Origin of the sequence: Chryseobacterium sp. SC28, assembly GCF_003932955.1 — a bacterium.
Taxonomy (GTDB): Bacteria; Bacteroidota; Bacteroidia; order Flavobacteriales; family Weeksellaceae; genus Epilithonimonas.
This window is the reverse complement of record NZ_QOVY01000002.1, coordinates 173,668-197,040: the sequence shown is the minus strand read 5'-3', so window position 1 is coordinate 197,040 and position 23,373 is coordinate 173,668. Positions and strand designations below refer to the sequence as shown.

Annotated in this window: 21 protein-coding genes; 8 read left to right on the top strand and 13 right to left on the bottom strand. The window is 39.6% G+C overall.

Features of this window, described 5'->3' with window-relative positions; translation table 11 throughout:
- Positions 1-148: 148 nt before the first annotated feature.
- The gene (gene ruvC, locus DTW91_RS02435) at positions 149-703 is read left to right on the top strand and encodes a crossover junction endodeoxyribonuclease RuvC (RefSeq protein ID WP_125201823.1); all 555 of its coding nucleotides are present in this window, start codon (positions 149-151) and stop codon (positions 701-703) included.
- Between the two features lie 135 nt (positions 704-838).
- Positions 839-2,962, top strand: coding sequence for a helix-turn-helix domain-containing protein (locus DTW91_RS02430; RefSeq protein WP_125201822.1), 2,124 nt, complete (start codon positions 839-841; stop codon positions 2,960-2,962).
- Positions 2,963-3,057: 95 nt separating this feature from the next.
- Here DTW91_RS02430 and serS read toward each other — a convergent pair whose 3' ends face one another.
- From serS to DTW91_RS02405, 5 genes are all read right to left on the bottom strand, one after another.
- Entirely contained in the window at positions 3,058-4,326 is a 1,269-nt protein-coding gene (gene serS, locus DTW91_RS02425; RefSeq protein WP_125201821.1) for a serine--tRNA ligase, read from the bottom strand.
- Between the two features lie 87 nt (positions 4,327-4,413).
- A complete protein-coding gene (locus DTW91_RS02420) occupies positions 4,414-4,923 on the bottom strand; it encodes a hypothetical protein (RefSeq protein ID WP_125201820.1) in 510 nt (169 codons plus the stop codon).
- Between the two features lie 20 nt (positions 4,924-4,943).
- Positions 4,944-6,191 (bottom strand): oligosaccharide flippase family protein, encoded by a 1,248-nt coding sequence (locus DTW91_RS02415; RefSeq protein WP_185144719.1) that lies wholly within the window; start codon positions 6,189-6,191, stop codon positions 4,944-4,946.
- The gene (locus DTW91_RS02410) at positions 6,191-7,834 is read right to left on the bottom strand and encodes a hypothetical protein (protein WP_125201818.1); all 1,644 of its coding nucleotides are present in this window, start codon (positions 7,832-7,834) and stop codon (positions 6,191-6,193) included. Before DTW91_RS02410 ends, DTW91_RS02415 begins: the two co-directional genes overlap by 1 nt.
- Positions 7,831-8,955 carry a glycosyltransferase family 4 protein gene (locus tag DTW91_RS02405; RefSeq protein ID WP_125201817.1) on the bottom strand — a complete coding sequence of 375 codons (1,125 nt, stop codon included), beginning with the start codon at positions 8,953-8,955 and terminating at the stop codon, positions 7,831-7,833. The genes DTW91_RS02410 and DTW91_RS02405 overlap by 4 nt, the downstream gene beginning before the upstream one ends.
- A gap of 209 nt (positions 8,956-9,164) precedes the next feature.
- Here DTW91_RS02405 and DTW91_RS02400 point away from each other — a divergent pair, with 209 nt between their 5' ends.
- Together DTW91_RS02400 and DTW91_RS02395 are read left to right on the top strand one after the other, a co-directional pair.
- Positions 9,165-9,383 (top strand): hypothetical protein, encoded by a 219-nt coding sequence (locus tag DTW91_RS02400; protein WP_410493718.1) that lies wholly within the window; start codon positions 9,165-9,167, stop codon positions 9,381-9,383.
- Between the two features lie 304 nt (positions 9,384-9,687).
- Entirely contained in the window at positions 9,688-11,103 is a 1,416-nt protein-coding gene (locus DTW91_RS02395) for a hypothetical protein (protein ID WP_148096877.1), read from the top strand.
- A 4-nt stretch (positions 11,104-11,107) separates the two neighbouring features.
- Here DTW91_RS02395 and DTW91_RS02390 read toward each other — a convergent pair whose 3' ends face one another.
- From DTW91_RS02390 to DTW91_RS02355, 8 genes are all read right to left on the bottom strand, one after another.
- A complete protein-coding gene (locus DTW91_RS02390) occupies positions 11,108-11,596 on the bottom strand; it encodes a hypothetical protein (protein WP_125201814.1) in 489 nt (162 codons plus the stop codon).
- A gap of 111 nt (positions 11,597-11,707) precedes the next feature.
- A complete protein-coding gene (locus DTW91_RS02385; protein WP_125201813.1) occupies positions 11,708-12,493 on the bottom strand; it encodes a (Fe-S)-binding protein in 786 nt (261 codons plus the stop codon).
- Positions 12,494-12,576: 83 nt separating this feature from the next.
- Positions 12,577-13,893, bottom strand: coding sequence for a (Fe-S)-binding protein (locus tag DTW91_RS02380; protein ID WP_125201812.1), 1,317 nt, complete (start codon positions 13,891-13,893; stop codon positions 12,577-12,579).
- 5 nt (positions 13,894-13,898) lie between these two features.
- Complete coding sequence (locus DTW91_RS02375) at positions 13,899-14,849, bottom strand: MlaD family protein (protein ID WP_125201811.1); 951 nt, start codon at positions 14,847-14,849, stop codon at positions 13,899-13,901.
- Between the two features lie 117 nt (positions 14,850-14,966).
- A complete protein-coding gene (locus DTW91_RS02370; protein WP_125201810.1) occupies positions 14,967-17,111 on the bottom strand; it encodes a peptidylprolyl isomerase in 2,145 nt (714 codons plus the stop codon).
- Positions 17,112-17,239: 128 nt separating this feature from the next.
- A complete protein-coding gene (locus DTW91_RS02365) occupies positions 17,240-17,839 on the bottom strand; it encodes a hypothetical protein (RefSeq protein ID WP_125201809.1) in 600 nt (199 codons plus the stop codon).
- Between the two features lie 15 nt (positions 17,840-17,854).
- Complete coding sequence (locus tag DTW91_RS02360) at positions 17,855-18,433, bottom strand: hypothetical protein (protein ID WP_125201808.1); 579 nt, start codon at positions 18,431-18,433, stop codon at positions 17,855-17,857.
- 11 nt (positions 18,434-18,444) lie between these two features.
- Positions 18,445-19,002, bottom strand: coding sequence for an RNA polymerase sigma factor (locus DTW91_RS02355; RefSeq protein WP_125201807.1), 558 nt, complete (start codon positions 19,000-19,002; stop codon positions 18,445-18,447).
- Positions 19,003-19,132: 130 nt separating this feature from the next.
- Between DTW91_RS02355 and DTW91_RS02350 the strand changes: the two genes are divergently transcribed.
- The 4 genes from DTW91_RS02350 (at position 19,133) to feoB (ending at position 23,228) form a co-directional block, all read left to right on the top strand.
- Positions 19,133-19,882: a Rossmann-like and DUF2520 domain-containing protein gene (locus tag DTW91_RS02350; protein ID WP_125201806.1), complete on the top strand. Its 750-nt coding sequence runs from the start codon at positions 19,133-19,135 to the stop codon at positions 19,880-19,882.
- 61 nt (positions 19,883-19,943) lie between these two features.
- On the top strand, positions 19,944-20,840 hold the full coding sequence (locus DTW91_RS02345; RefSeq protein ID WP_125201805.1) for a GLPGLI family protein: 897 nt from the start codon (positions 19,944-19,946) through the stop codon (positions 20,838-20,840).
- Positions 20,841-20,937: 97 nt separating this feature from the next.
- Positions 20,938-21,192: a ferrous iron transport protein A gene (locus DTW91_RS02340; RefSeq protein WP_228412619.1), complete on the top strand. Its 255-nt coding sequence runs from the start codon at positions 20,938-20,940 to the stop codon at positions 21,190-21,192.
- Complete coding sequence (feoB, locus tag DTW91_RS02335) at positions 21,192-23,228, top strand: ferrous iron transport protein B (protein ID WP_125201804.1); 2,037 nt, start codon at positions 21,192-21,194, stop codon at positions 23,226-23,228. The genes DTW91_RS02340 and feoB overlap by 1 nt, the downstream gene beginning before the upstream one ends.
- The last annotated feature ends 145 nt before the right edge of the window (positions 23,229-23,373 follow it).

The following is a 23,373-nucleotide window of genomic DNA, read 5'->3' as shown; positions in this document are numbered from 1 at the left end:
ATACTAAATAAACTGTTTTTACCAAATTCAAAAACCTCTTTTAAAGATGCTTTAAAAGGGGTTTATTTTTGATGAAAAATCGATATCGATTATAAAAAATAGAGTTTGATAAAGTCCTTTTGGAAAATCTTGCCGTATTTTTGTCATTATGCAAGTTGAAAAAATAATTTTAGGAATCGATCCGGGAACTTCCATTATGGGATTCGGAATCATCAGTGTGAAAGCGGGCCAGATGGAACTGCTCGCTATGCACGAATTGATCCTCAAGAAATATGAAAATCACGAAACCAAACTCAAAGTCATCTTCGATAAAACCTTAGCCTTAATTGACGAATATAACCCCGACGAAACCGCGCTTGAAGCGCCATTCTACGGTAAAAATGTTCAAAGTATGCTGAAGCTGGGTCGAGCGCAAGGCGTGGCCATCGCTGCAAGCCTTCACAGAAATATTCCAATCACCGAGTATTCGCCGAAAAAAGTGAAAATGGCCATCACGGGAAACGGAAATGCCAGCAAAGAGCAAGTGGCCGGAATGCTTCAAAACCTTCTGAAACTGAAGGAATTCCCCACGAAATATCTGGATGCGTCCGATGGATTGGCCGTTGCAGTTTGTCATCATTTCAATTCAGGGACAATTTCTACCGACAAATCTTATTCCGGCTGGGATAGCTTTCTGAAACAAAATCCGGACCGGGTAAAGTAGTTGTTAGTTGATGCCTGTTGGTTTTGGTGTTCAATCTCCTTATTACTGCCGAACTCTCTAAACTCCAATTCCTTTTACTTTCGCCTTGTCTCTTGATTCTTGTCTCCTGAATCTTTTTTCCTTATTTTTGAAGCGATGAATGATTCCCTTTTTGAGCTTGTCGAACATACCAACCGAAGTGTCTTTCTTACCGGAAAAGCCGGCACGGGAAAGACAACTTTCCTAAATGACTTTGTCCAAAAAACCAAAAAAAAACACATCGTGGTGGCTCCAACGGGAATTGCCGCCATCAACGCCGGTGGCGTGACGATCCATTCTATGTTTGGCCTGCCATTGCGGACTTTCTTGCCGACAACTGAGCGAATCGATGAGAATATGGGAAATAATATATCCGATCTCGTGGCACATTTCAAATATCGAAAAGATAAAATCAAACTGCTGAGGGAAATCGAAATCGTTATCATAGACGAAGTCTCGATGTTGCGCGCGGATGTTCTGGATATGATGGATTTTTCATTGAGGCACGTGCGCAGAAATCAGCAGAAATTCGGTGGCGTTCAGATGCTGTTTATCGGCGATCTCTATCAGTTGCCACCCGTGGTGAGAGACGAGCCTGTGCTTTCCCAATATTACCAATCGCCTTTCTTCTTTCACGCCAAAGCTTTGGAGGAAGTCCAATTGATTACCATAGAACTGACGAAAGTCTATCGCCAAACCGACGAAACTTTTCTCGAAATCCTCAACGCCATCCGCAACGGCATACCGGAAGATATTGATTTTGAATTGCTCAATTCACGATATTTGCCCCATTTTGAAGCCAAAGACGAAGCCTATGTTTATCTCTGCTCGCACAACAATATGGCAGACGCCATCAACCTGAAAAAACTGAAAGAACTCGGCGGAAAATCTTACTTCTACAATGCCAATGTGGTTGGAGAGTTCAAGGAGACGCAGTACCCGAATGACGAAATTCTTGAACTGAAAGTAGGAACACAGATTATGTTTATCCGAAACGACAGCTCTGCCGAAAAGAAATATTACAATGGCAAACTGGCAAAGGTTTCTCATCTTGACGATGACGAGGTCTCCGTGATTTTGGAAGGAACCGGCGAAGAAATCAGTCTGAAACCTGAAACTTGGGAACAGAAACGCTATTCCCTGGACGCCGAAAAGAATATCAAAGAAGAAGTTTTGGGAAGCTTCAAACAATTCCCGATTCGACTGGCGTGGGCGGTCACCATTCACAAAAGCCAGGGGCTGACCTTTGACCGATTGATCATCGATGCGGGGAAAAGCTTTGCGTCGGGTCAGGTTTATGTGGCGTTGTCTCGATGCCGCACTTTGGAAGGCATTGTTCTAAAATCGAAGATCACGCCCGAAGTCATTTTCAGTGACAAACGGGTTTCTAAGTTTCAGGATGAGACGCATGCCAACGCCAAAATTGAGGAAATCCTCAGTACCGAAAAATACGATTACAGCATCCAAAAAGTGCTCCGCAGGATAGACTGTGTTTGGTTTCTTTCATCTCTGGAAAGCTGGAATATCTCTGCGAAAATGAGTAAATTCATTGACCATAATAAATCCCAAAAACTTTATCTCAGTCTAAAATCGGAGATTGAAAATCTGACTGTTATTTATCAAAAACTGGAAAGAGTTTTGGTTCAGAAAACCAAAAAATTCCTGCAAGGCGAAGAGAAATGGTCGGAAATTGAACTTAAAGCAAAAGGTGCGGTCAATTTCTTTTTCTCGAATGTGAATGAGAAGCTTTTTTTGCCGCTAAAGGATTTTTATTCGGAGACGAAAGGCGTGAAAGGTCTGAAAGCTTTTAACGAAGATTTCCGCATTTGGCTGGACGATTTGGAAGACTATCTCAAAGATTTGAAGACCGTTCATCTTTTGGAAACGCCTTTGTTTGACAAAGAAAAAGATAAGGTGATTTCAATGTCCGTCAATAAAGTTCCGACGCACGTTTTGACTTATCAACTGTTTCAGAATGGGAAAACTGTTTCTGAGATTGCCAGAGAAAGAGGCTTGGTCAATTCCACGATTTTCGGCCATTTATCCAAATATGCCGAACAGAATTTGCTTGACAAAAATGATTTGCTGAGAATCTATCCGAAAGAGAAAATTGAGGCTTTCGAAAAAGTTTTCAAGCAAAGTCCAAAGGAAAACATCAACGATTGGAAAGCCGCTCTGCCTGCAGATTTTGATTACGGCGAGATCCGCTTGATCTGGAATTATTATTTGAATTTGAAGTGATTTTATCGCAAAATCATAAGTAGTTTTCAATTCAATACAAAAAACCACAAATAAACTTTGTGGCTTTCCTATTTTAATGAATTACTGATAAAGAATTAATTGATCAATTCAAACTTTGCATATTCTGCGATTTTCTTTGGTAATTTGATGCCTTCTTCGGTTTGATTATTTTCCAAAAGCGCCGCCATAATTCTTGGTAAGGCCATTGCGGAACCATTCAGCGTGTGAACCAATTGCGTTTTTCCATCCGCTTTGAAACGGCATTTCAATCGATTGGCCTGGAATGTTTCGAAATTGGAAACCGAACTGACTTCCAGCCATTTTTCCTGAGCCGCGCTCCAGACCTCGAAGTCGTAAGTCATTGCAGATGCAAAACCTGTGTCGCCTCCGCAAAGTCTCAGGATTCTGTAAGGCAATTCCAGATCTTCCAAAATAGATTTGATGTGCGCTACCATTTCTTCCAAAACAGCGTAAGAATTTTCAGGTTTCTCAAGTCTTACAATTTCCACTTTTTCGAATTGGTGAAGTCTGTTCAAACCTCTCACGTGAGCGCCATAACTTCCCGCTTCTCTCCGGTAGCATTGAGAAAACGCCGTATTCTTGATTGGCAGATCTTTCTCATCCAGCAAAACATCGCGGTAGAGATTCGTCACCGGAACTTCCGCCGTTGGTATCAAATATAAATCGTCAGCATTCACGTAGTACATTTGTCCTTCTTTATCGGGCAATTGTCCGGTTCCGTAGCCCGAAGCTTCGTTCACCACGTGCGGCGGATTCACTTCCAGATAGCCGGCATCCACGTTCTTATCCAAGAAATATTGCACCAAGGCTCGTTGCAATCTTGCACCTTTCCCAAAATAAACAGGGAAACCGGCGCCGGCGATTTTCACGCCCAATTCAAAATCGATGAGGTTGTATTTTTTTGCCAATTCCCAATGCGGAATGGCGCCTTCGCCAAGTCCTTCTACCGAAGTGGACTGATAAACAATCTCGTTGTCATCGGCAGAAACTCCCGCAGGCACTTTCTCGTGGGGAATGTTCGGAATCTGATACAGAATGTTGATCAAGGTTTTCTCCACTTCGCCCAATTGCGATTGCAATTCTTTGCTCGATTCTTTGAACTGTGCCGTTTTGGATTTGGCAGCTTCGGCTTCTTCTTTTTTCCCATCTTTCATCAGAATTCCGATTTCTTTCGAAATTTTGTTCATCTCGGAAAGTTGCGAATCCAGCTCGTACTGCAGTTTTTTCCTCTCGTCGTCAGCTTTGATGGCTGCATCGACCAAGTCTAATTCCTTGAAGTTTCTCTTCTTCAAGCCTTCCAAAACGCGCTCTTTGTTATCGCGTAAAAAATTAACCTGTAACATAGTTTGGTTGTTGATTGATGATTGTTGGTAGTCAGAAATTCATTTTAGATGAAAAAAAATCGGACTGCCGGCGCAAATTTAGGGATTTTATTTCACGATTTTCACAGTGTTTGGCTGCCCAGGAACTTTTGTGAATTTAAGTTCATCATTATACCAAAGTTTTGAAATCTGAAAAAGTGAAGGCGAATTTTTGTACTCAATCTTGATGGTGTCGTCATCGTTTACAACAAGAGTATTGACCGTTTTCGGCAGTCTGATAATGAATTTGGAATAATAAGTCTGTTCGGTATCATCGCTAAGAGAATCGATTTTCAGCCGGACCGCACCTGCAACATACTCCAGATAAACTACGGTATCTGCATCTTTGAGAAAAGAATAGCCCGAGATCGATTGCAAGTCGCGCTCTCCCAAGAGATCGAGCAAAACCGGCGTAGAATATGAACCTTCTATTTTGGGATTCAGCAAATCTTGGCCGGTCGTAGAGCTCCTCATATAAAGTCTGAGAACCTGATCGATGCTTTGCGTATCGCCATCGTCATTTTGACAAGAAAAAAGCAGAACGATGGCTAATAAAAAAATAGAGAACTTGGGTTTCATCCTTGCAAAGATAAAAATTCTCAAGACAATTTTCGGTAGTAGCGGAGGAATCCACCCATTAAGGACAAGCCCGTGAACAACAAAGTGATCGATTGGGCAATCGCCATTCCCAAGAAACCCAATTTCGGAACAAAAATAAAAGACAGAACCAATAAAACGACCAATGCAAAACCCGAAACCACGGTATTATATGCCATCTTTCCCACTGCTGACAACAGATTTCCGTAGAGATTCCGCAGCAGCATATTGAGTAAAAATGCAGCCGTGAGAATCAAAAAAGCGCTCTCTATTCCCTGGTATCTTTCTCCGAAAAAAAGCTTGATAATAAAAGGATGAATAGCAAAAATGACAATAAAAATGATCAAGCAAAGTGGAATAAATATTTTGTAATAATTTAAAATATAATATTTTAAATAACTTTTATGATTATAATTTCTTGCCAATTCGGGGAAATCGCTTTGCATAAAAGTGAGCGCAATGAAGGTCAAATTGGCGGGAATCAGGATGGCGGTTTTGTAATGGGCAACGGCGGCTTCATTCATCAAAAAGCTTAACAAAATAATGTCCAAAGAAAACAGAGCATCGCTCAAAACCGCAGTTCCGGCGGTAAATAATCCGTAGCGCCAAATTTCTTTCTTCGAAAAACCAAAAGATTCATTTTTCTTTGTGAAATCCATATTTTTGAACCAAAATAATGCGACAAAAGGCATCAATGCAACGGCAACGAGATAACCCAATAGTCCAAAAAAATAGGTCAAAACAAGCATTGAAATCAAGCCTAAAATATTGACCACATTATTGAGCTTTGCAAATTCTTTATTGTTCCCGCTAATCCGCAACTGCGACTGGATATGGTTGTAGAAAAAAAAACCAAGCAGCCGAACCGCAAATGCTAAAAACAATACAAGAATGTTCTCAAACTTCTCAAGATAAAAAAATGCGGTCAGCAGAAATACCAAGCCAAGCGCCATCTGATAATAAAATCCCTGCTTCCAAAGATAAGCGGAAAGGGCGTTTTTTTGTTCCGTAGTTTTCGCGATAGCGCCATATCTCAGGAGAATCTGCTGACTTCCGAACCCGCTGAAAGCGAGAAAAACCGCAGACAAGGAAGCCACAATGCTGATCAACCCAAACTCGTCTGCCGGCAACAACCGGATAATTGCCACGGAGCCGATGAAGCCGCAAATCTTGGCAATAAGCAAAGACCCAAAGACAAAATGACCTTTGTTTTTGAAAAAATTGCGAATGAAATCTGACAGGCTTCCCACTAATTGAAAAATAACTTAAAAATAGCTAAAATATTGACCGCCTGACTCTTTTGATAAAAATCCTTTTGCGAAAAGAGAAACTCGACATCGGTTTTCAGTTCCGGATAGTTTTCCAAGCGCCACAGATTACCGGCAAAATATGATTGGTAATAATCCTGAATATCTCGAGAATTGTAATAATAAAATTCATAAGGATACATGCTGGTGCGCTCGGTTTGCCTGGTAATTTTGGAATTCCATATTTTGAAAATCCGTTTCAAAACTTTGGGTCCGAAAGTGCTTTTCCACTGCGCATCTGGTCTCATACCTGTTTTTTCCCACGTGTAATTGGCAGCATTTGGCAAATATTGATTGAGCCATTCCAAGTACAGTTTCTGATTGATTTTCCATTTTTCCGGCAGGCTGATGGCCAATTCCAGCATTTTTTGGGACATAAACGGTGAGGTTTGATACGCATATTGCTGGATGACTTGCGCTCCCAAAACCGTTCTGTTGTACGCAACATTCCGTAAATAAAATAATTCTTCCGACTCGTATAGATTTCGAATCTCATCAAATGCTGAGCGCACTTTCGGCAGAAATCTTTTGTTGACCACGATTTTGAATTCACCGGGCTTTTGCCGGCGAGGAGCGGTGTTGAAGCCACCTAAAATACCGTCACCAATCGAGCCGCTGTGAACAATTTTAAAATCAATAGGATTCAAATTTTCAAATGCATATTGAACGTGGATGCCGCCCGTAAAAAGGCCGCAACCTTCGGATAGGTCGGTAAGTTTGTCGATGTATTTTAGGTAAATGCCGCCGTCCAAAGACTGAAATCGGTACGGGATATGGTAATCTGCTGCGATTTTTCGGGAAATCGTCTCGTCCAAATAGCCCGACTGCGAAAAGCAAAATGCTTCGTCGGGTTTATAGCCAAGCTCTACGGCGGTCAGCAATCCCATCCGGCTGTCCAAACCGCCGCTTAGTAGCGTAAAATGCTTAGCATTCAGCTCATTATCTTTTTCATATTCGAAAGCAATATTTTCTGAAAAAATCGAATTCAAATTCTCAATAGCTTCTTCTTTAGAACCTTGGAAATAAGTGATATTCTCCAAATCAAAATACGTTTTCTGGACGATCACTTGCGTTTTCAAATCGATCTCGAGGTAATGACCATCGAGAATTTTATAAACATTTTCAACAGGCGTTTCATTCTCCAGCATATTTCCAAACGCCAATAATTGGTATAGATTGGTGATATTTGGCGTTGTGCGAATTTGAGTTTCCCTCAAAGTTTGATTTAATCGAACCAAATGCGAATCCACGAAAACACGATCTTTCTCTTTTGAATAAAAAACGCGCTGCGTGGCTGTTGGATTGGTAAAAACATATAGTTTTTCCTCAGATTTGTCCCAGATATAACCCCGAAATTCGCCTTCTAATTTCTGTATCGCATTGATTTTTTTTTCTTTATAAAATTTTTCAAAAAGAGTTGGGAAATCCGAAGTATTATTGGCCTTCAGAAGTGGTGCTTTGTTGAGAATAAGGCCTTCCACAGCGATTTCCAGACTTTCATTTTTTAAGACAAAAGAATCGTAATCATCAGCAAAATATACCGAGGAACGAAGCGTGTCGGCGATATTGATTTGAAAGCCTTTCATCCCTTCACCACTTGATTATAAATCGCTGTAAACTGTCTGCAGATGCTTTCTTTGGAAAAATTATCAAGCACATATTGACGTAGAATTTCTGGTTTTTCGAACTTCATTTTTTGATCCGCAAAACTTTTCATTGCTTCGTAAAGTTCTGTTTCGTTTGCTTTTTCTATCAAAATACCAAAACCCGGCTTTACAAATTCTGGAACGCCACCGACGGCCGTTGCAATCACAGGTTTGCCGCAGGCGTAGGATTCCAGAATGACACAGCCTTGCGTTTCGTTGTCACTGAAAAGAATAAAACAATCGGAATTCTGCATTTTCTCTGCAACTTCGGCATAACTGATTTCGTCAAAAACCGAAATATAGTTCTCAGCATTGAGCTTTTTGATAAGATTTCTCAGCGTTTCCGTATCGCCGTCGCCTCCGATCTCCAGAGAAACATTATAATGACTTTGTTTAAGTTTATAAATTGCTTCTATGATTTTATCGGGTCTTTTTCTGGGAATCAAACTGGATATGTGGAGAAATTTGACTGTGGGATTTTCATCATTTATTTTAATATCAAAAACTTCGGTATTCACGACATTGGAAATCACTTTCATAGGTATTTTGATGCCGAGAGAACGCAAACTTTCCAGAAGATTCTCGCTGACCGGAAGAATATACGACGCATTTTTCGCGATGAATTTTGCAATCCACTTGATAATTCCCGAAGTTTTTCCGAGATTTTGATGTTGCAAAGCCGTCCAATGTTCGCTTACCACAAACGGAATTTTAAATTTTCTTTTCAGATAGACCGCAAAAAGCATATTGTTGTGAAGCACGTTGGCGTGAACCAAATCCGGTTTCTGCATTTTCGCAAAGCCCATTTTGTAGGCTTTCATTCTCCTAAGAAAATTCTGAACCGGGTTTTTGGAATTTTTGTAATAAACAATCAGTGTTCTGATTCCATTTATCACTTTATCATCGAAAACAAAAGTTTCTGTTTGGTTAAAATCGCCGATCGTGTGCAGAATTTCTACCTCGTGCTCCAAAGCAACCGCTTCTGCATGCCGCTGGATAAAATTGCCATTGGTAGGTTCCAATTTGTTGGGGAACCACGAAGAAAGGAAAAGTATTTTCAAAGTATCGTTCTAAAAATCCTGACAAAGATAAAATATATAAAAACAAATCCTCTCTCAAAGATAAAACTTTGAATGTGCTGCCTCCCAAAAACCGTACAATTTTTTTGGAGTATTTAAGATATATTTATTAATCTTAAATTAGCAAAATTATGTCGAGAACAAGAAGAGTATTTGGGAAAGATTTTAAGGCAAAAGTTGTTTTAGAAGCTTTGAAAGAAAAAGAAACATTGGAGGTTTTAGCCAAGAAATATGAGCTTTTACCGACACAAATTTCAGCCTGGAAAGCAGAAGCAATTAAAAATATTTCAGCGGTTTTCAAGCAAGAAAAAGAGGCTTCTAAAAAGGATGAGATTCCTTCGGAGAAACTGTTTGCCAAGATTGGGCAATTGACATTAGAGAATGATTTTCTAAAAAAAAAGTTGCTTTAATTCCTCTTGAAAAAAGAAAAAATATGCTTGATGCAGAAGAAAGAATAAGCATTAACAAATAGTGTAAATTATTGAAAATCAACAGAAATTATTTTTATTTTTTTCATAGTTATTTATTTTGGCTGTTTATATTTGTGAAATTAAAAAAATAAATCAATTAAAAAAATAATTTTATTACACCTGGAATTAAATTAGTCTTTAAAGCCCAGAATGGATTTAAAAAAAATATTTAACCAACAAAAACTTAAGTTTTTCACAATTAAACTATTTCTCTTAATTACTAATCCAAATTATAAAGCCAAAAATGAATGTAGCAATGAGAAGTATCAATTATAAAATACCCCTGATTTCATTTTTCGTAATTTTATACATAGTAGTTTCTCTTATTTCCGCCAATATAATTATAGATGACTCTTTTATAACCTTTAAATACGCTAAGAATCTTGCAGAGCATTTTAAACCTTGGTATAATTTGGATCCCACATTTCAGGGAAACGGGCAAACCAGCCTGATATGGATGTGGATCTTGGCTTTTTTTAATTTTTGGGGAATAAAATCTGAAAATATCTTCCTCGCAATTAATCTTTTGGCAGGTAGTTTTCTTATTATAAGATTATTACAGCATCTTAAATTTGATAAGAATGACTGGTTATTAAATCTATTCAATTCTTCAATTGCCTTATTTTTTACTTTTTGGATTTATTTAAATTCTGCGCATGGTTTAGAAAGTATTTTTGCAGCACTCATCTTATATTTATTTATTAAAAACTGGGATCAGGCTCTAAATTATTTTGCTATATTATTACCGTTAATAAGACCGGAATTTATTCTCTTTCTCCTATTTTGGAATTTAAACAGCCGCTTTTTTTCAAAAGATTTTTATAGAAAGACGCTCATATCAGTTACGGCGATATTTATTTTTGTTTCATATTATTTAATCTTTTTTGATTATTATGTGTTATTACCCTTACTTTATAAATCAAGTCTCACACATTACACCTTTTCAAAAATTTCTGTTTATTGTGGGCTACTGCTTATTTTTATTCCAATTTTATTAGAATTAGCATATAGAAAGAATTTCTTGCTCTTTATACCTTTGAATATTCTTATCTTCTACTACACGAATAATGTTGAAAGTTATTCTTCCGGCATATTTTCAAGATATTACTTTCCTTTGATGTGTGTCTATATGGTTTATGATTTCAATCCTGAAAACTTCGGCTCAATCAGTAAAAAAGCTGTTCTTTTTTTAAAAATATTGTCTTTTCTCGTTATTCTCAGAATGGTAAAATTATCTTATAATTTCTATCAGCAAAAGAAGCAGATTGAGATAGAAAATGTCGGTTATTATGGAGCATACAAAAACTTAGTTAATACTTTAAAAATTCATGATAGAATTACAATAACCGATGCGGGATATACGGCATATTTCTCACAGGCAACCTGTTATGACGGAGCCGGCCTGAATGACGCTACACTGATGCTTACACGTAAAAATAATGATCCTAATGCATATAGAAATTACATTATCGAGCGAAAAATAAACCTCGTAACTGTTTGCTCAATATCCCGGGCCGATTTTAAAGCACGTTCTAAGCCTGAACAGTTTATTTACAATGCTCTTAGATTAAAAAAATATCAACCTCACAAAATCTATAACATGGACAAAGGCTTCTATCTTTTCGTCTACAAATTTGATGGAGGATATACCAACAACTAAAAACTTATTCTATAGAAGACGCCCAACTTCTGCTGAAAGGCTGCAAGAAATGGCTGAGAAAATCCAGATAAGTATTTTTGGAAAAATCGAAAACTTCGATGTCTTTGGACAATTCGCCGCTCCTTATTTTATTTTTAAAGTCGGAAAGTTTTAAAGTTTTGACTTCCCCGTTTTCTACGAAACTGGCTTTCATTCTGTCAAATAATCCAAGGTCAAATTCCGAATCCAACTCCCTCATTACTTTTCCCAAAGCATCGATGCTACAGCCGGAAGCGGCTTCTTTTTCCTCATCAACACAAATGATGATGAACTGATTTTTTTCAATTTTGAAAGAAGAAGACAGTTCTTTTCCGTGGGCTGCCCAGTTTCCTAAAAAATCGTATAATTTCTCCGCAATCGTTTTGCTTTCTTTCGCCGTGAAAGGTCTTGAAGCCGGATAGATAATGACGCGATAGTCGTTTGTTTCTACAATATTTGATTCCTCGATTTGCATAGTGGGATTTTTAAAGAGATAAAATTACGGATTTTTATTCAATTCCGTAAAAACGAAAAACCCAGACATCATCTGAGTTTTTGGTTTATATTATTTTTGAAATTTAAAAATTTAAAGATCCTCGGCTTCAGCCAGAAGTTCCACGATATCTTTTACTTCCACTTCCGTATTTTTATTGAAATGCTTCACGCCATCGGTCATCATTGTATTGCAAAAAGGACAGCCCGTTGCGATGATTTTCGGCTCCAAGGAAAGAGCTTCTTCCGTTCTCTCGACATTAATATCCTTAATACCTTTTTCCGGTTCTTTGAACATCTGCGCACCACCGGCACCGCAACAAAGTCCGTTGCTTTTGCAGCGTTTCATTTCCACCAATTCTGCATCCAGTTTTTCGAGAAGCATTCTTGGCGCTTCGTATTCATCATTCCCTCGGCCGAGATAACAAGGATCGTGAAACGTGATTTTTTTTCCTTTGAAACTTCCACCTTCGATTTTCAGTCGGCCTTCATTCATCAATTCTTTCAAGAACTGGGTGTGATGAAGAACTTCATAATTTCCGCCTAAGCTTGGATATTCATTTTTCAAAGTGTTGAAGCAATGCGGGCAGGCGGTTACAATTTTTTTGACTTCGTAAGCATTCAGAACTTCGATGTTGGTCAAAGCCATCATTTGGAAGACAAATTCGTTTCCGGCACGTTTTGCGGGATCTCCTGTGCAGGATTCTTCTTGACCAAGAACAGCAAATTCTACTCCGATTTTGTTCAGAATTTTGCAGAATGCTTTGGTTATTTTTTTGGCTCTGTCATCGAAGCTTCCGGCGCAGCCCACCCAGAAGAGAACTTCGGGAGATTTGCCTTCTGCAGCGTAATCTGCCATTGTTTTTATCGTGAAATCCATATTCAGTTTACCAATTTAAAAAATGTAACAGTTTAACAATTAGCTTAATGATTGTTACATTGGTAGATTAATACATTGTTATGTTAATTATCTTTTGCCCAATTCAGCCGATCTGCCTGATTGTATTGCCAAGGTGCAGCATTGTTTTCAACATTGGTCATCATCAAGTTTAATTCTTGTGGTGCAGCGGATTGTTCCATTACCAAGAATCTTCTCATTTCGAAAATGATGGACAAAGGATCAATAAGAACCGGACAAGCTTCTACGCAAGCATTGCAAGTGGTGCAAGCCCAAAGCTCTTCTTTGGTGATATAATCGTTGACCAATTTTTTGCCATCGTCCACAAATTTTCCGTTTTTATTGATGTTTTTGCCAACTTCTTCCAATCGGTCTCGGGTTTTCATCATGATTAATCTCGGCGATAATTTCTTACCAGTAATATTGGCCGGGCAAACCGCCGTACATCTGCCGCATTCTGTGCAGGAATAGGCATTCATCAATTGAACTTGATTCAGATCAAAAACGTCTTCTGCGCCAAATTTTGAAGGAGCTTCTGCTTCAGTTGCTGCCGGAGCGGCATAAGGATCTGCGTTGGGATCCATCATCAGTTTAATCTCTTTGGTCACGGAGTCCAAATTATTGAATTTTCCTTTTTTCTCGAGATTTGAAAACCAAGTATTCGGAAAAGCCAAAATGATATGTAGATGTTTGGAATAATAAAGATAATTCATAAAGAACAAAACGCCGACAAAGTGAAACCACCAAGCCGATTTCTCAATGATGTGAAGTGTTTCTAAACTAAAATTCTGAAAAAATGGAACCAGATGCTGCGAAATCGGAAAGTTGCCGGCAAATCTGTTGGAATCAGAATAATAATCGGCACCGTTCATCGTGAGAAAAGCGACCATCAGGGCAAATTCGATGATGAGGATCCAATTGGCGTCGCGCTTTGGCCAACCGAAAAGTTCTTTCATCGTGAGTCTTTTGACGCCGTAGAAATTTCTTCTGATGAAAAAAACGGTTACTGCCACGAGGACGAGAAGTGCCAAAACTTCCAGAACCGATGTAAAAATTGCGTAGAACGAATTGCCTAAAATGCCTTGTAAAAACCGATGCGTTCCGAAGAGCCCATCGATGATGATTTCTATTAATTCTATATTGATAATGACAAAGCCGAGATAAACGAAGATGTGCAAAATGCCGGCAATCGGGCGTTTCACCATTTTGCTCTGGCCCAGCGCCACCCTCGCCATCGTAGCCCAGCGTTCTGATTTTCTATCGGTTCTGTGGATTTCTTTTCCTAATTTGATATTGCGATAAATCTCTTTCAGACTTTTAAAAAACAGTCCGAAACCCGCTATTAAAAGAATGAGAAATATAGTATTATCAATATATTGCATCACCACTATTTGTCTGCATTTTTCCCAAAAACCGAGAAGTTCACGTATCTCTTGGGATTGGTTTTTAAATCTTGCACGAGTTCGTTGAGGTTATTGGATGTTTTGGTTAGATTGTTGTAAAGTTCTTCATCTTTAGCCAATTTACCAAGAGAACCTTCGCCGTTTTGTATGCCGGAAATAATACTATTCAGTTTGCCCGCCGTCTGGTTGAACTGGTCTATGGTACCATTTAATTTATCCATATCGATTCTGTCGGCCACGGAGCCGTATTTTTCAAGGGTTCTGTTGGCGGTCAGCACGGTTGCATTGGCATTGGTGACGACTTCGTGCAAATCTTTTTCATTATTTGCCAAAATGCTGTTGGTTCTGTCGGATGTGGCTTTGAACGATTCTATGGTTCGGTTGAGGTTGGCAAGAAGGAGTCTGATTTCTCTTCTGTTTTGCTCATCTACAATTTTGTTGGTGCTGGCAAGTGTAGAATCGAGTTTTAGTAATACATTGGACAATTGGTCTTTTACCGGCTTCACTTGGGAAGATAAGGAGTTAAGCATTGAAAGCTGGAAACTGCCCGATAAAGTGTCGCCGTCTTTAGCAGTTTCGCCGCCATAAAACAGGTTGATTCTCATTTCTTTACCGGACATCAAACCCGGCTCGAATATCTCGACTGTCGATCTTTTTGAGAATTGAAAATTATCGTCGACCGACAGTTTAACAACGAAGTGTAATTTCCCGTTCTTCGGTGTAATTGGCTTTATTTCTTCGACTTGGCCGACTTTTAATCCGTTGATAGATACGGGATTGGAAACTTCCAGACCTTCGACATTATCGTATTTGACATAAAAAACATTGTCTGTGGTAAAAAGGTTTTTACCCTTCATATACTGATAAAGAATAACGAAACTGACGACTGCGAAAACGGCTATTAATCCTATTTTTAATTCTTTACTTAACTTCACGTTTTTTGGTTTTTGTAATTAGCAAATATAGCGATAATGGAGTTATAACGACATAAATAAAAAACAACAAAAGCGACAATTATGCCGCTTTTATTTTAATATGAAATATTTTTGCAATTATTGCTGAGGACTTTTGTCCCAAACTTCAATTCTGTAGTCTTTAATATCGGCATTATCTTGAAGGCTTTTCAAAAAAGCGCCAACAAATTGCTGCGAATTCTGTTGTGTGATCGCGGTTGTGATCTGCTTGATATCTCCCGCCAATTTGTTCGTGGCAACGGATTTCTTCACTACCAGATAAACACCGGTCATCCCTTCTACAGGCTGAGACAATTTGTTGGCTGCAACTCCGAAGGCTGCTCCGGCGACTTTAGGCTCCATGGCGCCGTTGACGGATGGATTGAACAGGTTAACCGCTGCGCTTGCCTTGTTTGTCCCCAATGCTTTAGCCGCCTGATCCAGAGACGCATATTTTCCGGCATCGATTTTTTCAATGATCTTCTTAGCAAGGAGTTTATTTTTCACAATAAGCTCAATTTGGTCTCTCACAGTTTCCGGATCGGCCAGACCTTCATCTTGTTTTCCCACGAGGTAGGCTACAATCCTGTCGCCCGTTCCATCCACGGTGAAGATATCTGTATCGCCAATTTCTCTTTTTTTGTCAAAAGCCCAGGCAATAATTTCTTCATCCTTGTCTGTCCCCAGTCCGGGAAGGGTGCCTTGGAATCGACTGACCATTTTGGGGTTATTAAACTTATATTTATTCTTTTCAGCTAAGCTTTTAAACTGATTAAAACTCTTGCCCTCGGTTTGCTGAATGAATCGGGTTGCTTGCGTCAAGACTTGATTTTCAGTTTTGTCAGACGCTTTGATGTTTTTTGCAAGGTGAGCCACTTTGTAAGTCATAGCGCCACTTTTTTTATCTTCAATATTGATGATATGATATCCGAAAGCCGTTTCTTGCAATCCTATGGCGCCTTTGGGATTATTTGCCAAAAAGCTGAGATATCCCGGTGCAAATTGGCTGGCTGGCGTCGTCCATCCTACGCTGCCATTTCTTTCGACAGCATTGGGTTCGTCGGACAGCTTAAGACCGTCTGCGAATTTTTTAGGATCTTTTTTGATGACCGCCAATAAGCTGTCGGCAATTTTCTTTGCTTCTTCTTTGGTTCTGGTAGCTGTGGCTCTTTCTGCTCCTTTGTAGGCAATCAAAATATGTTTTGACAAAGTAGAGTCAGAGGCTTTTTTATCCAATAATTTGGAAACCACATAAAGCGTTTGCTCTTTGTACGGTCCAAAGGTCTGTCCGATTGTGGCAGTCCCAATTTTATCCTGCAAAGCTGTTGGCAATTGGTTGGGCGCCACATATTGAGGGATGAAAGGCACGTCGGAATTAAGCTCTACGAACATAGAATCGTTCTTCGTATTCCGGAAGTTTTCTGTTCCGTTGGAGGCATCCGTTCCTTTGAGAAAAAGTTTATTGAGTTCATTGAGTGTGGCTGCCTCGTCCTGAGGACTTGGCGTCGCCGGGAAATATACGAACGCAAGGTTTCTGCTGGCGGCTACCTTGAATCTTGTCGGGTGCGATTTGATATAATCTGCAAGATCCTGAGTCGTCACTTTTACATTATTTTTTTTAGCAAAATCCAGGTAATCTACTTTTACATAATCGATGTTTGCCATCTCATCCCGGAATTTCATCATCAATTCCGCTTCTTTTTTGCTGGTGGTGATTCCTGCAGTGATGTTTCCGAAAAGCATTCTGGCCATCATTCTGTACTCGATGGCTTTGCGGTTTTTGAGCCAGAAGTTATAATTTTCCGGGTTTGTAGCTTGTGCCTTTTCTATCTCGGTTTTTATTTCCTTGAGTCGGAAATTGCCTTTCTCATCGAAGTATTGCTGATTCTGTGCAAAAATAGGGTCATATTGCAATTGGCTCCAGAAGGTTTCGTCGGTCAGCGTCAATCCGGTTTTGTCAAATTGTTGTTTGATCAATTTGGACTGCACAAGAATCTGCCAAGCCTGCTCTTCCAAGCCTTTGGTTGGCTGGCCTTGCTGCTCCGCTTGCTGTTGCATGATGAACAGCTGGTCATTCAGCTCCTCTCTCGTAATTTCGTCGCCATTCACTTTCCCAAGAATGTTGGGATTCTTGCCAAAAACTTGGTCTAAGGTATCGGGATTTACCAAGAAAGCCAAAAGCGCTACGGCGATAACGCCTACCAACAGCCAAGATCTTTTTCTAATTTCGCCTAAAATTGCCATTTGAATATTATATGTTTATAATCAGTCTGCGAAAATACATAAATTTGATAGAATAGGAAAAATTATTTGGAAACATTTGTGAATGTGCGACATAAAATAAAAAACCTCCGATTTTTGGAGGTTTAGTGTTATTTGTCATTCTTTTTTTCGAGTACTTTGTCTCTCATTTTGCCTTCGGTTTGGAATAGCATCAAAACTTGCTGCGGAGTAAGAAATTTCAAAAATTTGTCGGCGTACGCTCTCCTGTTGTTGAGCAATTCTTGCCCCACCTCGAAGCTTTGATCAAGCCGTTTCCGCGCCTCTTCATTGGACAGATTCTGGACATTTTTACCAACGGAGAATTTCTCTTTGATCTGCTTCTGATTATTTTGATACTCCGTGTAGAGTGCTTTGAACTGTTCTTCCTGATTTTTCGCAATACCGAGGTTATCGATAACAATATCTTCTTTCATTTTTTGAAGAAAAATCCCTCGGTCTTTCGGAGACATATTGCGGACGGCTTCTCTTTTCTCTTGTATATCCATCGCTTTCCAGTCGGAAGTAGTGGGAATAGTTTCCTGTTTTTGTGTGAACCCTGCCGACGGCATCAGCGAACTCGTATATCCGCTTTTGTAAGTCGGTGCTGCGGGTGTTTTACCGCTTGGGTTTCCGGAACTTCTCTGTTGCCCTTTTGCAGTAGGAGTTGCAGACAATCCGGCGATCAAAATAATTAATAAAACTTTATTCATTTTTCTGATTTTTAATTAATTATAAAGATCGAGATACAGGTCTTGTTCACTGTTTTTGTCAAGATCGCGCAGTTGATCGGGCGTGAAAGCGGCAAGCACTTTTTCGACTTCTGATTCCGGTTTTTTGGGGGGTTCGAAAGCGTAATCTTGTCCGGCAACTTTATTGGTAACGGAAGAATCTTGGCTTTCGGAATTGGAAGACTCAGATCTTTGAACCGTTTTCACAGGCATCGCTCTGGAAATTTCAGTGGCGCCTTCTGTGGCACTCGTATCGTTTGTGCTTAATGCCATTGAAGTTGGCTGACTCGGTTTTTCAATTTCATAAACGCTGTCCACCGTTGCGGTTTGCTCAGCCATAGAAATTTCAGAATCATTACCGAATCCCAAGAAAACGGTAATTCCTGCGATCAAGATCACAGCGGCAGCGGCCATCCATCGTAAATTGAGCGAGAAAACTTTCGTTTCTTTTTTTACCAAAGGTGCGTTTTTCTCAACAGTTTGCGCGATCACATTGGTCTGCATTTCGCTGAAAAAATCCTCCGATGGTTCCGGAAATGGGTTTTTTCTCTCAAGTTTTTCTATATCTATTTTCATTTTCTTTTTATTTAAAACTCTTGCGAGTAATTGTCCTTAATATATTGCTCCACTTTGTCCTTGGCGTAGTGATAATTTGTTTTCAAAGTGCCAACAGACATATCGAGTATTTTTGAAATCTCCTCATAAGGCAGATCGTCGTAATACCTAAGATTGAACACCAGTTTCTGCTTCTCCGGCAAGGTTTGAATAGCCTTTTGCAAAAAAACCTGAATCTCTTCCGCATCCTGCCCGGCATTGTCGGCTACCAAGTTCTGCATGTGATATTCTGCATCTTCATCTGTTTTTTTCATCCGGTTCATCTTGTTGAGCGCTTGCAAAGCCTCGTTGGTAGCGATTCTGTAGAGCCAAGTGTACAGTTTGCTGTCATTTTTGAACTGATGAATATTCTGATACGCCTTGATAAATGTATCCTGCAAAACATCCTGAGCGCCGTCGTGATCCACAATCAGTCGCCGGATATGCCAGTAAAGACGACTCTGATAAGCATCCATCATCGCGCGCAACCCCTTCTCTACCGTTTGCGGCTTGGCGAAGAGCGTTATAATTTCCTCATCTTTGAGCTTCATTCAGATGTATCGTGGTTTTGATTATAAAATATGGTCAAAGTTAAATTATTTTTTGCTTTTCTCTTGAAAAAATGCCCAATCTAACATCCGATTAATAATTAAATCTGCGCCAAATCCTTATCTTTGGATTATGAAAATTGTAATTATCGGCTCGGGGAATGTGGCTTATCATCTGGCAAAAGCTTTTACTCAATATAAAATCGAAATACAGCAGATTTTTGGCAGGAATGCGGAAGAACTGTCCAAGATTTCGAATGAATTTAACATTCCTTATTCCATTGAAAATCTGGAGGATGCGGATCTTTACATTATTGCCGTGTCCGACGATGCCGTGGAAAAGGTTTCGGAATTAATAAAAAATGACAAGGCGCTTGTGGCACACACTTCCGGATCATTGCCGAAAGAAATCTTGAAGGGAAACTACCGAAAAGCAAGTTTTTATCCGCTGCAAACTTTTTCCAAAACGAAAAATCTGGACTATTCCAAAATTCCATTTTTCATAGAAGCGGAGAATCAAATTGACGAAAAATCATTATTAGAATTAGCGTCCATCATTTCCGAAAATGTTGAAATTTCAACTTACGAAAAACGGAAATACATCCATCTGACCGCCGTTTTCGCCTGCAACTTTGTGAATCATCTGTTTGCAAGAGCCAAAGAAATTTCGGATTCTCAGGATTTGGATTTCAGTTATTTTCTTCCTTTGATTAATGAAACTGTTGAGAAAATCCAATATTTAGATCCAAAAACTGCCCAAACAGGACCGGCCGTGCGAGGCGACGAAAGGATTTTGAAACTTCACGAAGAGCTTATTAAAAATGAAGAACAACTCCATATTTATAAGACTCTAAATGAATCCATCAAAAAAATGTATCAATAATCCTGTAACATTTCGCAATATCCTTTACTCATTACTCGGAAAACATCAATTAAAAAAAGATATGAAATCTCTCAAAAAATTATTCGTTGTTTCAATTTTATTATTGGGAACGGCTATTTTTGCTCAGGAAACGGCGAACCGCTTTTTCTACGAATTAAGCTTCAAACCGAAAAAAGATTCTGCTAAAATCGACAAAGTGATGACGACACTCGACATCGTGAAAGACAAATCCATTTATCAGGATTTTACGATAATCGCGCAAGATTCTATCATAAAACTTGGCGTGGAAGAAATGCAAAAAAATAAAGTGTGGAAAGACCTATCGAAGTCCATACGGATGCCAAAATTCTCTTTCAAGATCTACAAATTGTATCCTGATATGAAGGAGCAATACGTGGATCGGATCGGTCGAAATCTTTTTGCTTACGAAGAAACCCTCAAGTTCGACTGGAAAATCCTGCCCGATAAAGAAAAAATAGGAACTTACAACACGCAGAAAGCCACTACAGAATTTGGCGGCAGAAAGTGGATCGCTTGGTTCTCCGCCGACATCCCTTTGCAAGACGGCCCTTATAAATTCTACGGATTGCCGGGTCTCATCGTGAAAATAGAGGATGAGGGCAAAAACTACTCGTGGCTGCTATCGGGAAACAAAACCGTAAAAGACTGGAAAGAAATTTCTTATGTAGAGGAGATACAAGCACAATCCGGGATGGGAAGCAATGAGAAAAAGGTGATTGCCAAAGAAAAATTTGATAAGGCTTATGCCGCATTCAAGGCAGATCCTCTTGCTGAAGCGCGCCCGTATATGACACCGGAAATTATGAATCGGAAAATGCCGGGTTCCGAAACAACTTTTGGCGAATTTTTGAAAAATCAAGAAAAAATTGCAAAAGACTTCTTCAATGCCAATGATAATCCGATAGAGCTGCCAACCGCCACCGAAAAGAAAAAATAAACACGAAACCGGAAGAAATTTCCGGTTTTTTTGTGACAAATATCTTATTTAGATTTATTTAAAATAAGCTATCTTTGTAATCCAAAAAAAAATCGTCTTGCAAAAAAAGCACATTGATAAGCTCTGCTGTTTCCCGAAGAACAAAATCGGAAAAATCATTGGCTATGACAACGAAAATCTGCAGATGCCTACCAAAATTCTGGAAATGGGACTGCTTCCGGAAACCTTATTCCAAGTCCTCTTTCAAGCACCCTTCGGCGGTCCGCTTTATATAGAATATGGCGCCGAAAAGACAAAAGTGGCTTTGCGGGAACAGGAAGCAAAATTCATCAAAGTAGAACTCTTGGAATAATGCAAGATCCGAAAAAACAAAAACAGGTTTTGCTGGTCGGAAATCCGAATGTCGGCAAGTCCACACTTTTCAACACACTTTGCAACAGCAAACAAAAAACCGGAAATTACGCCGGGGTCACCGTTGCCAGCCTTTCCGGCAAATATACTTACAAAGACGAAGAAGTCGAGATTATCGATCTGCCCGGTTCTTATAGCATCTACCCGACGTCCGAAGACGAAGCCATTTTTTCCCGATATCTGATACAGGAAGAAGGCAACTACGTTGGCGTCATCTACATTGCTGATGCGCTCAATATGAAGCGGAGTCTGCTTCTGTTTCAGCAAATTCAGGATCTTGGTATTCCGATTTTGATGCTTGTCAACCAAATTGATGAAGCGGAAAAGCGAGGCATTATCATCAATACAGAAAAACTTTCCCAAAAGTTAAATGTCACGATTCTCAGAACGAATGCCAAAGAACATTGGGGAATCGAAGACGTGCGGGAAGCGGTTTTCCTCAACCAATTCCGGAAATCTTCACACAGCAGTTTCGAAATCCCAATGGAGCACAAGGGTTTGGTCTATAAAATTGCACAAAAAACGAACGACGAAAATCTTTACAAAATCTGGACACTTTTGGCCGCCGACACTTATCTCGGAAAGATCGAAAGAATCAATGAAATCATCACCCAAGAAGATGCAAAATGCAGCGTACCGAAACGCTTGCAAATCCAAGAAACCGTGCGCCGATACCAGAATATCGATAAAATAATCTCCGAAACAACGGAAAAAATCCCACAAAGAAAACAGCTGCTGACGGAGAAACTCGACAGAATCTTGGTTCATCCGGTTTGGGGCTATTTGATTTTCTTTTTAATTCTATTATTGATTTTTCAAAGCGTTTTTTTCCTAGCCGAATATCCGATGAGCTGGATCGAAAGTGCATTCAGCTGGCTATCCGCATTCTCTGCTGAGCATCTGCCGGACGGTCCTATTAATTCTTTAATTTCGCACGGAATTCTTCCAGGCATCGGCGGAATCGTCATTTTTGCCCCACAAATCGGGATTTTGCTCTATTTTCTTTATTTATTAGAAGATTCCGGCTATATGGCGAGGGTTATTTTCTTGATGGACAGGTTTTTACGCCCTTTTGGACTGAATGGGAAAAGTATTGTTCCGCTGGTTTCGGGAACGGCTTGTGCAATTCCTGCGATAATGTCTACGAGAAATATTGAAAATATCAAGGAAAGGCTGATCACGATTCTCGTAACGCCTTTTATGACGTGCTCTGCGCGACTTCCGGTTTACAGCATTATCATCGGATTGATCATTCCAAACGGCAATTTTTTTGGGATAAAATATAGAGCAATTGCTTTGATGGCGATGTATTTTCTAGGTTTTGCGATGTCATTGCTTTCTTCGTTAATTCTGAAAAATATAATTAAGACCAAAATCAAAAGTTTCCTTGTGATGGATCTCCCGACTTACAAAATGCCGCTGTTTGGCTACGATTTCAAATTGGTTTTAGGCAAGGTTTGGGATTTTATCACCGGCGCCGGCAAGGTCATCTTCACGGTCAGTATTATTTTGTGGACTTTAAGTTATTTTGGACCTTCAGAAAATGAAAATAAAACCATCGAGTCCGGTGTGAAACTGGAAAAATCCTATCTCGGAAAGATCGGTCGCACCATAGAACCTGCGATTGCACCATTGGGCTACGACTGGAAAATGGGAATCGGAATCCTAAGCAGTTTTGCAGCTCGGGAAGTTTTCGTGGGAACATTATCAACGCTGTACAGCTTGGACGAAAAGGCGCCGGAAGGCCGATTGATCGAGAAAATGAGGTTGGATAGGCATCCCAATGGCGAGAAGGTTTTCAGTTTTGCCACAGGCGTTTCGATATTAATATTTTATGCCTTTGCGATGCAGTGCATCTCCACCATCGCGGTCGTTTACAGAGAAACTCAAAGTCTGAAATGGACCTTGATACAAACAGTTTCTATGACTTTTTTGGCATACTTTTCGGCATTGATTGTTTATCAGATTTTGAAATAATTAATTAAAACCTTCAAGGTTTTGGAAACCTTGAAGGTTTGAGGATAGAAATATGGACAACTCATTAATCATACAATAGATCATTATCGGCTATTGTTTTTTGGCGGCGGTCTATTTCAGTAATTTAAAACCTTCAAGGTTTCCA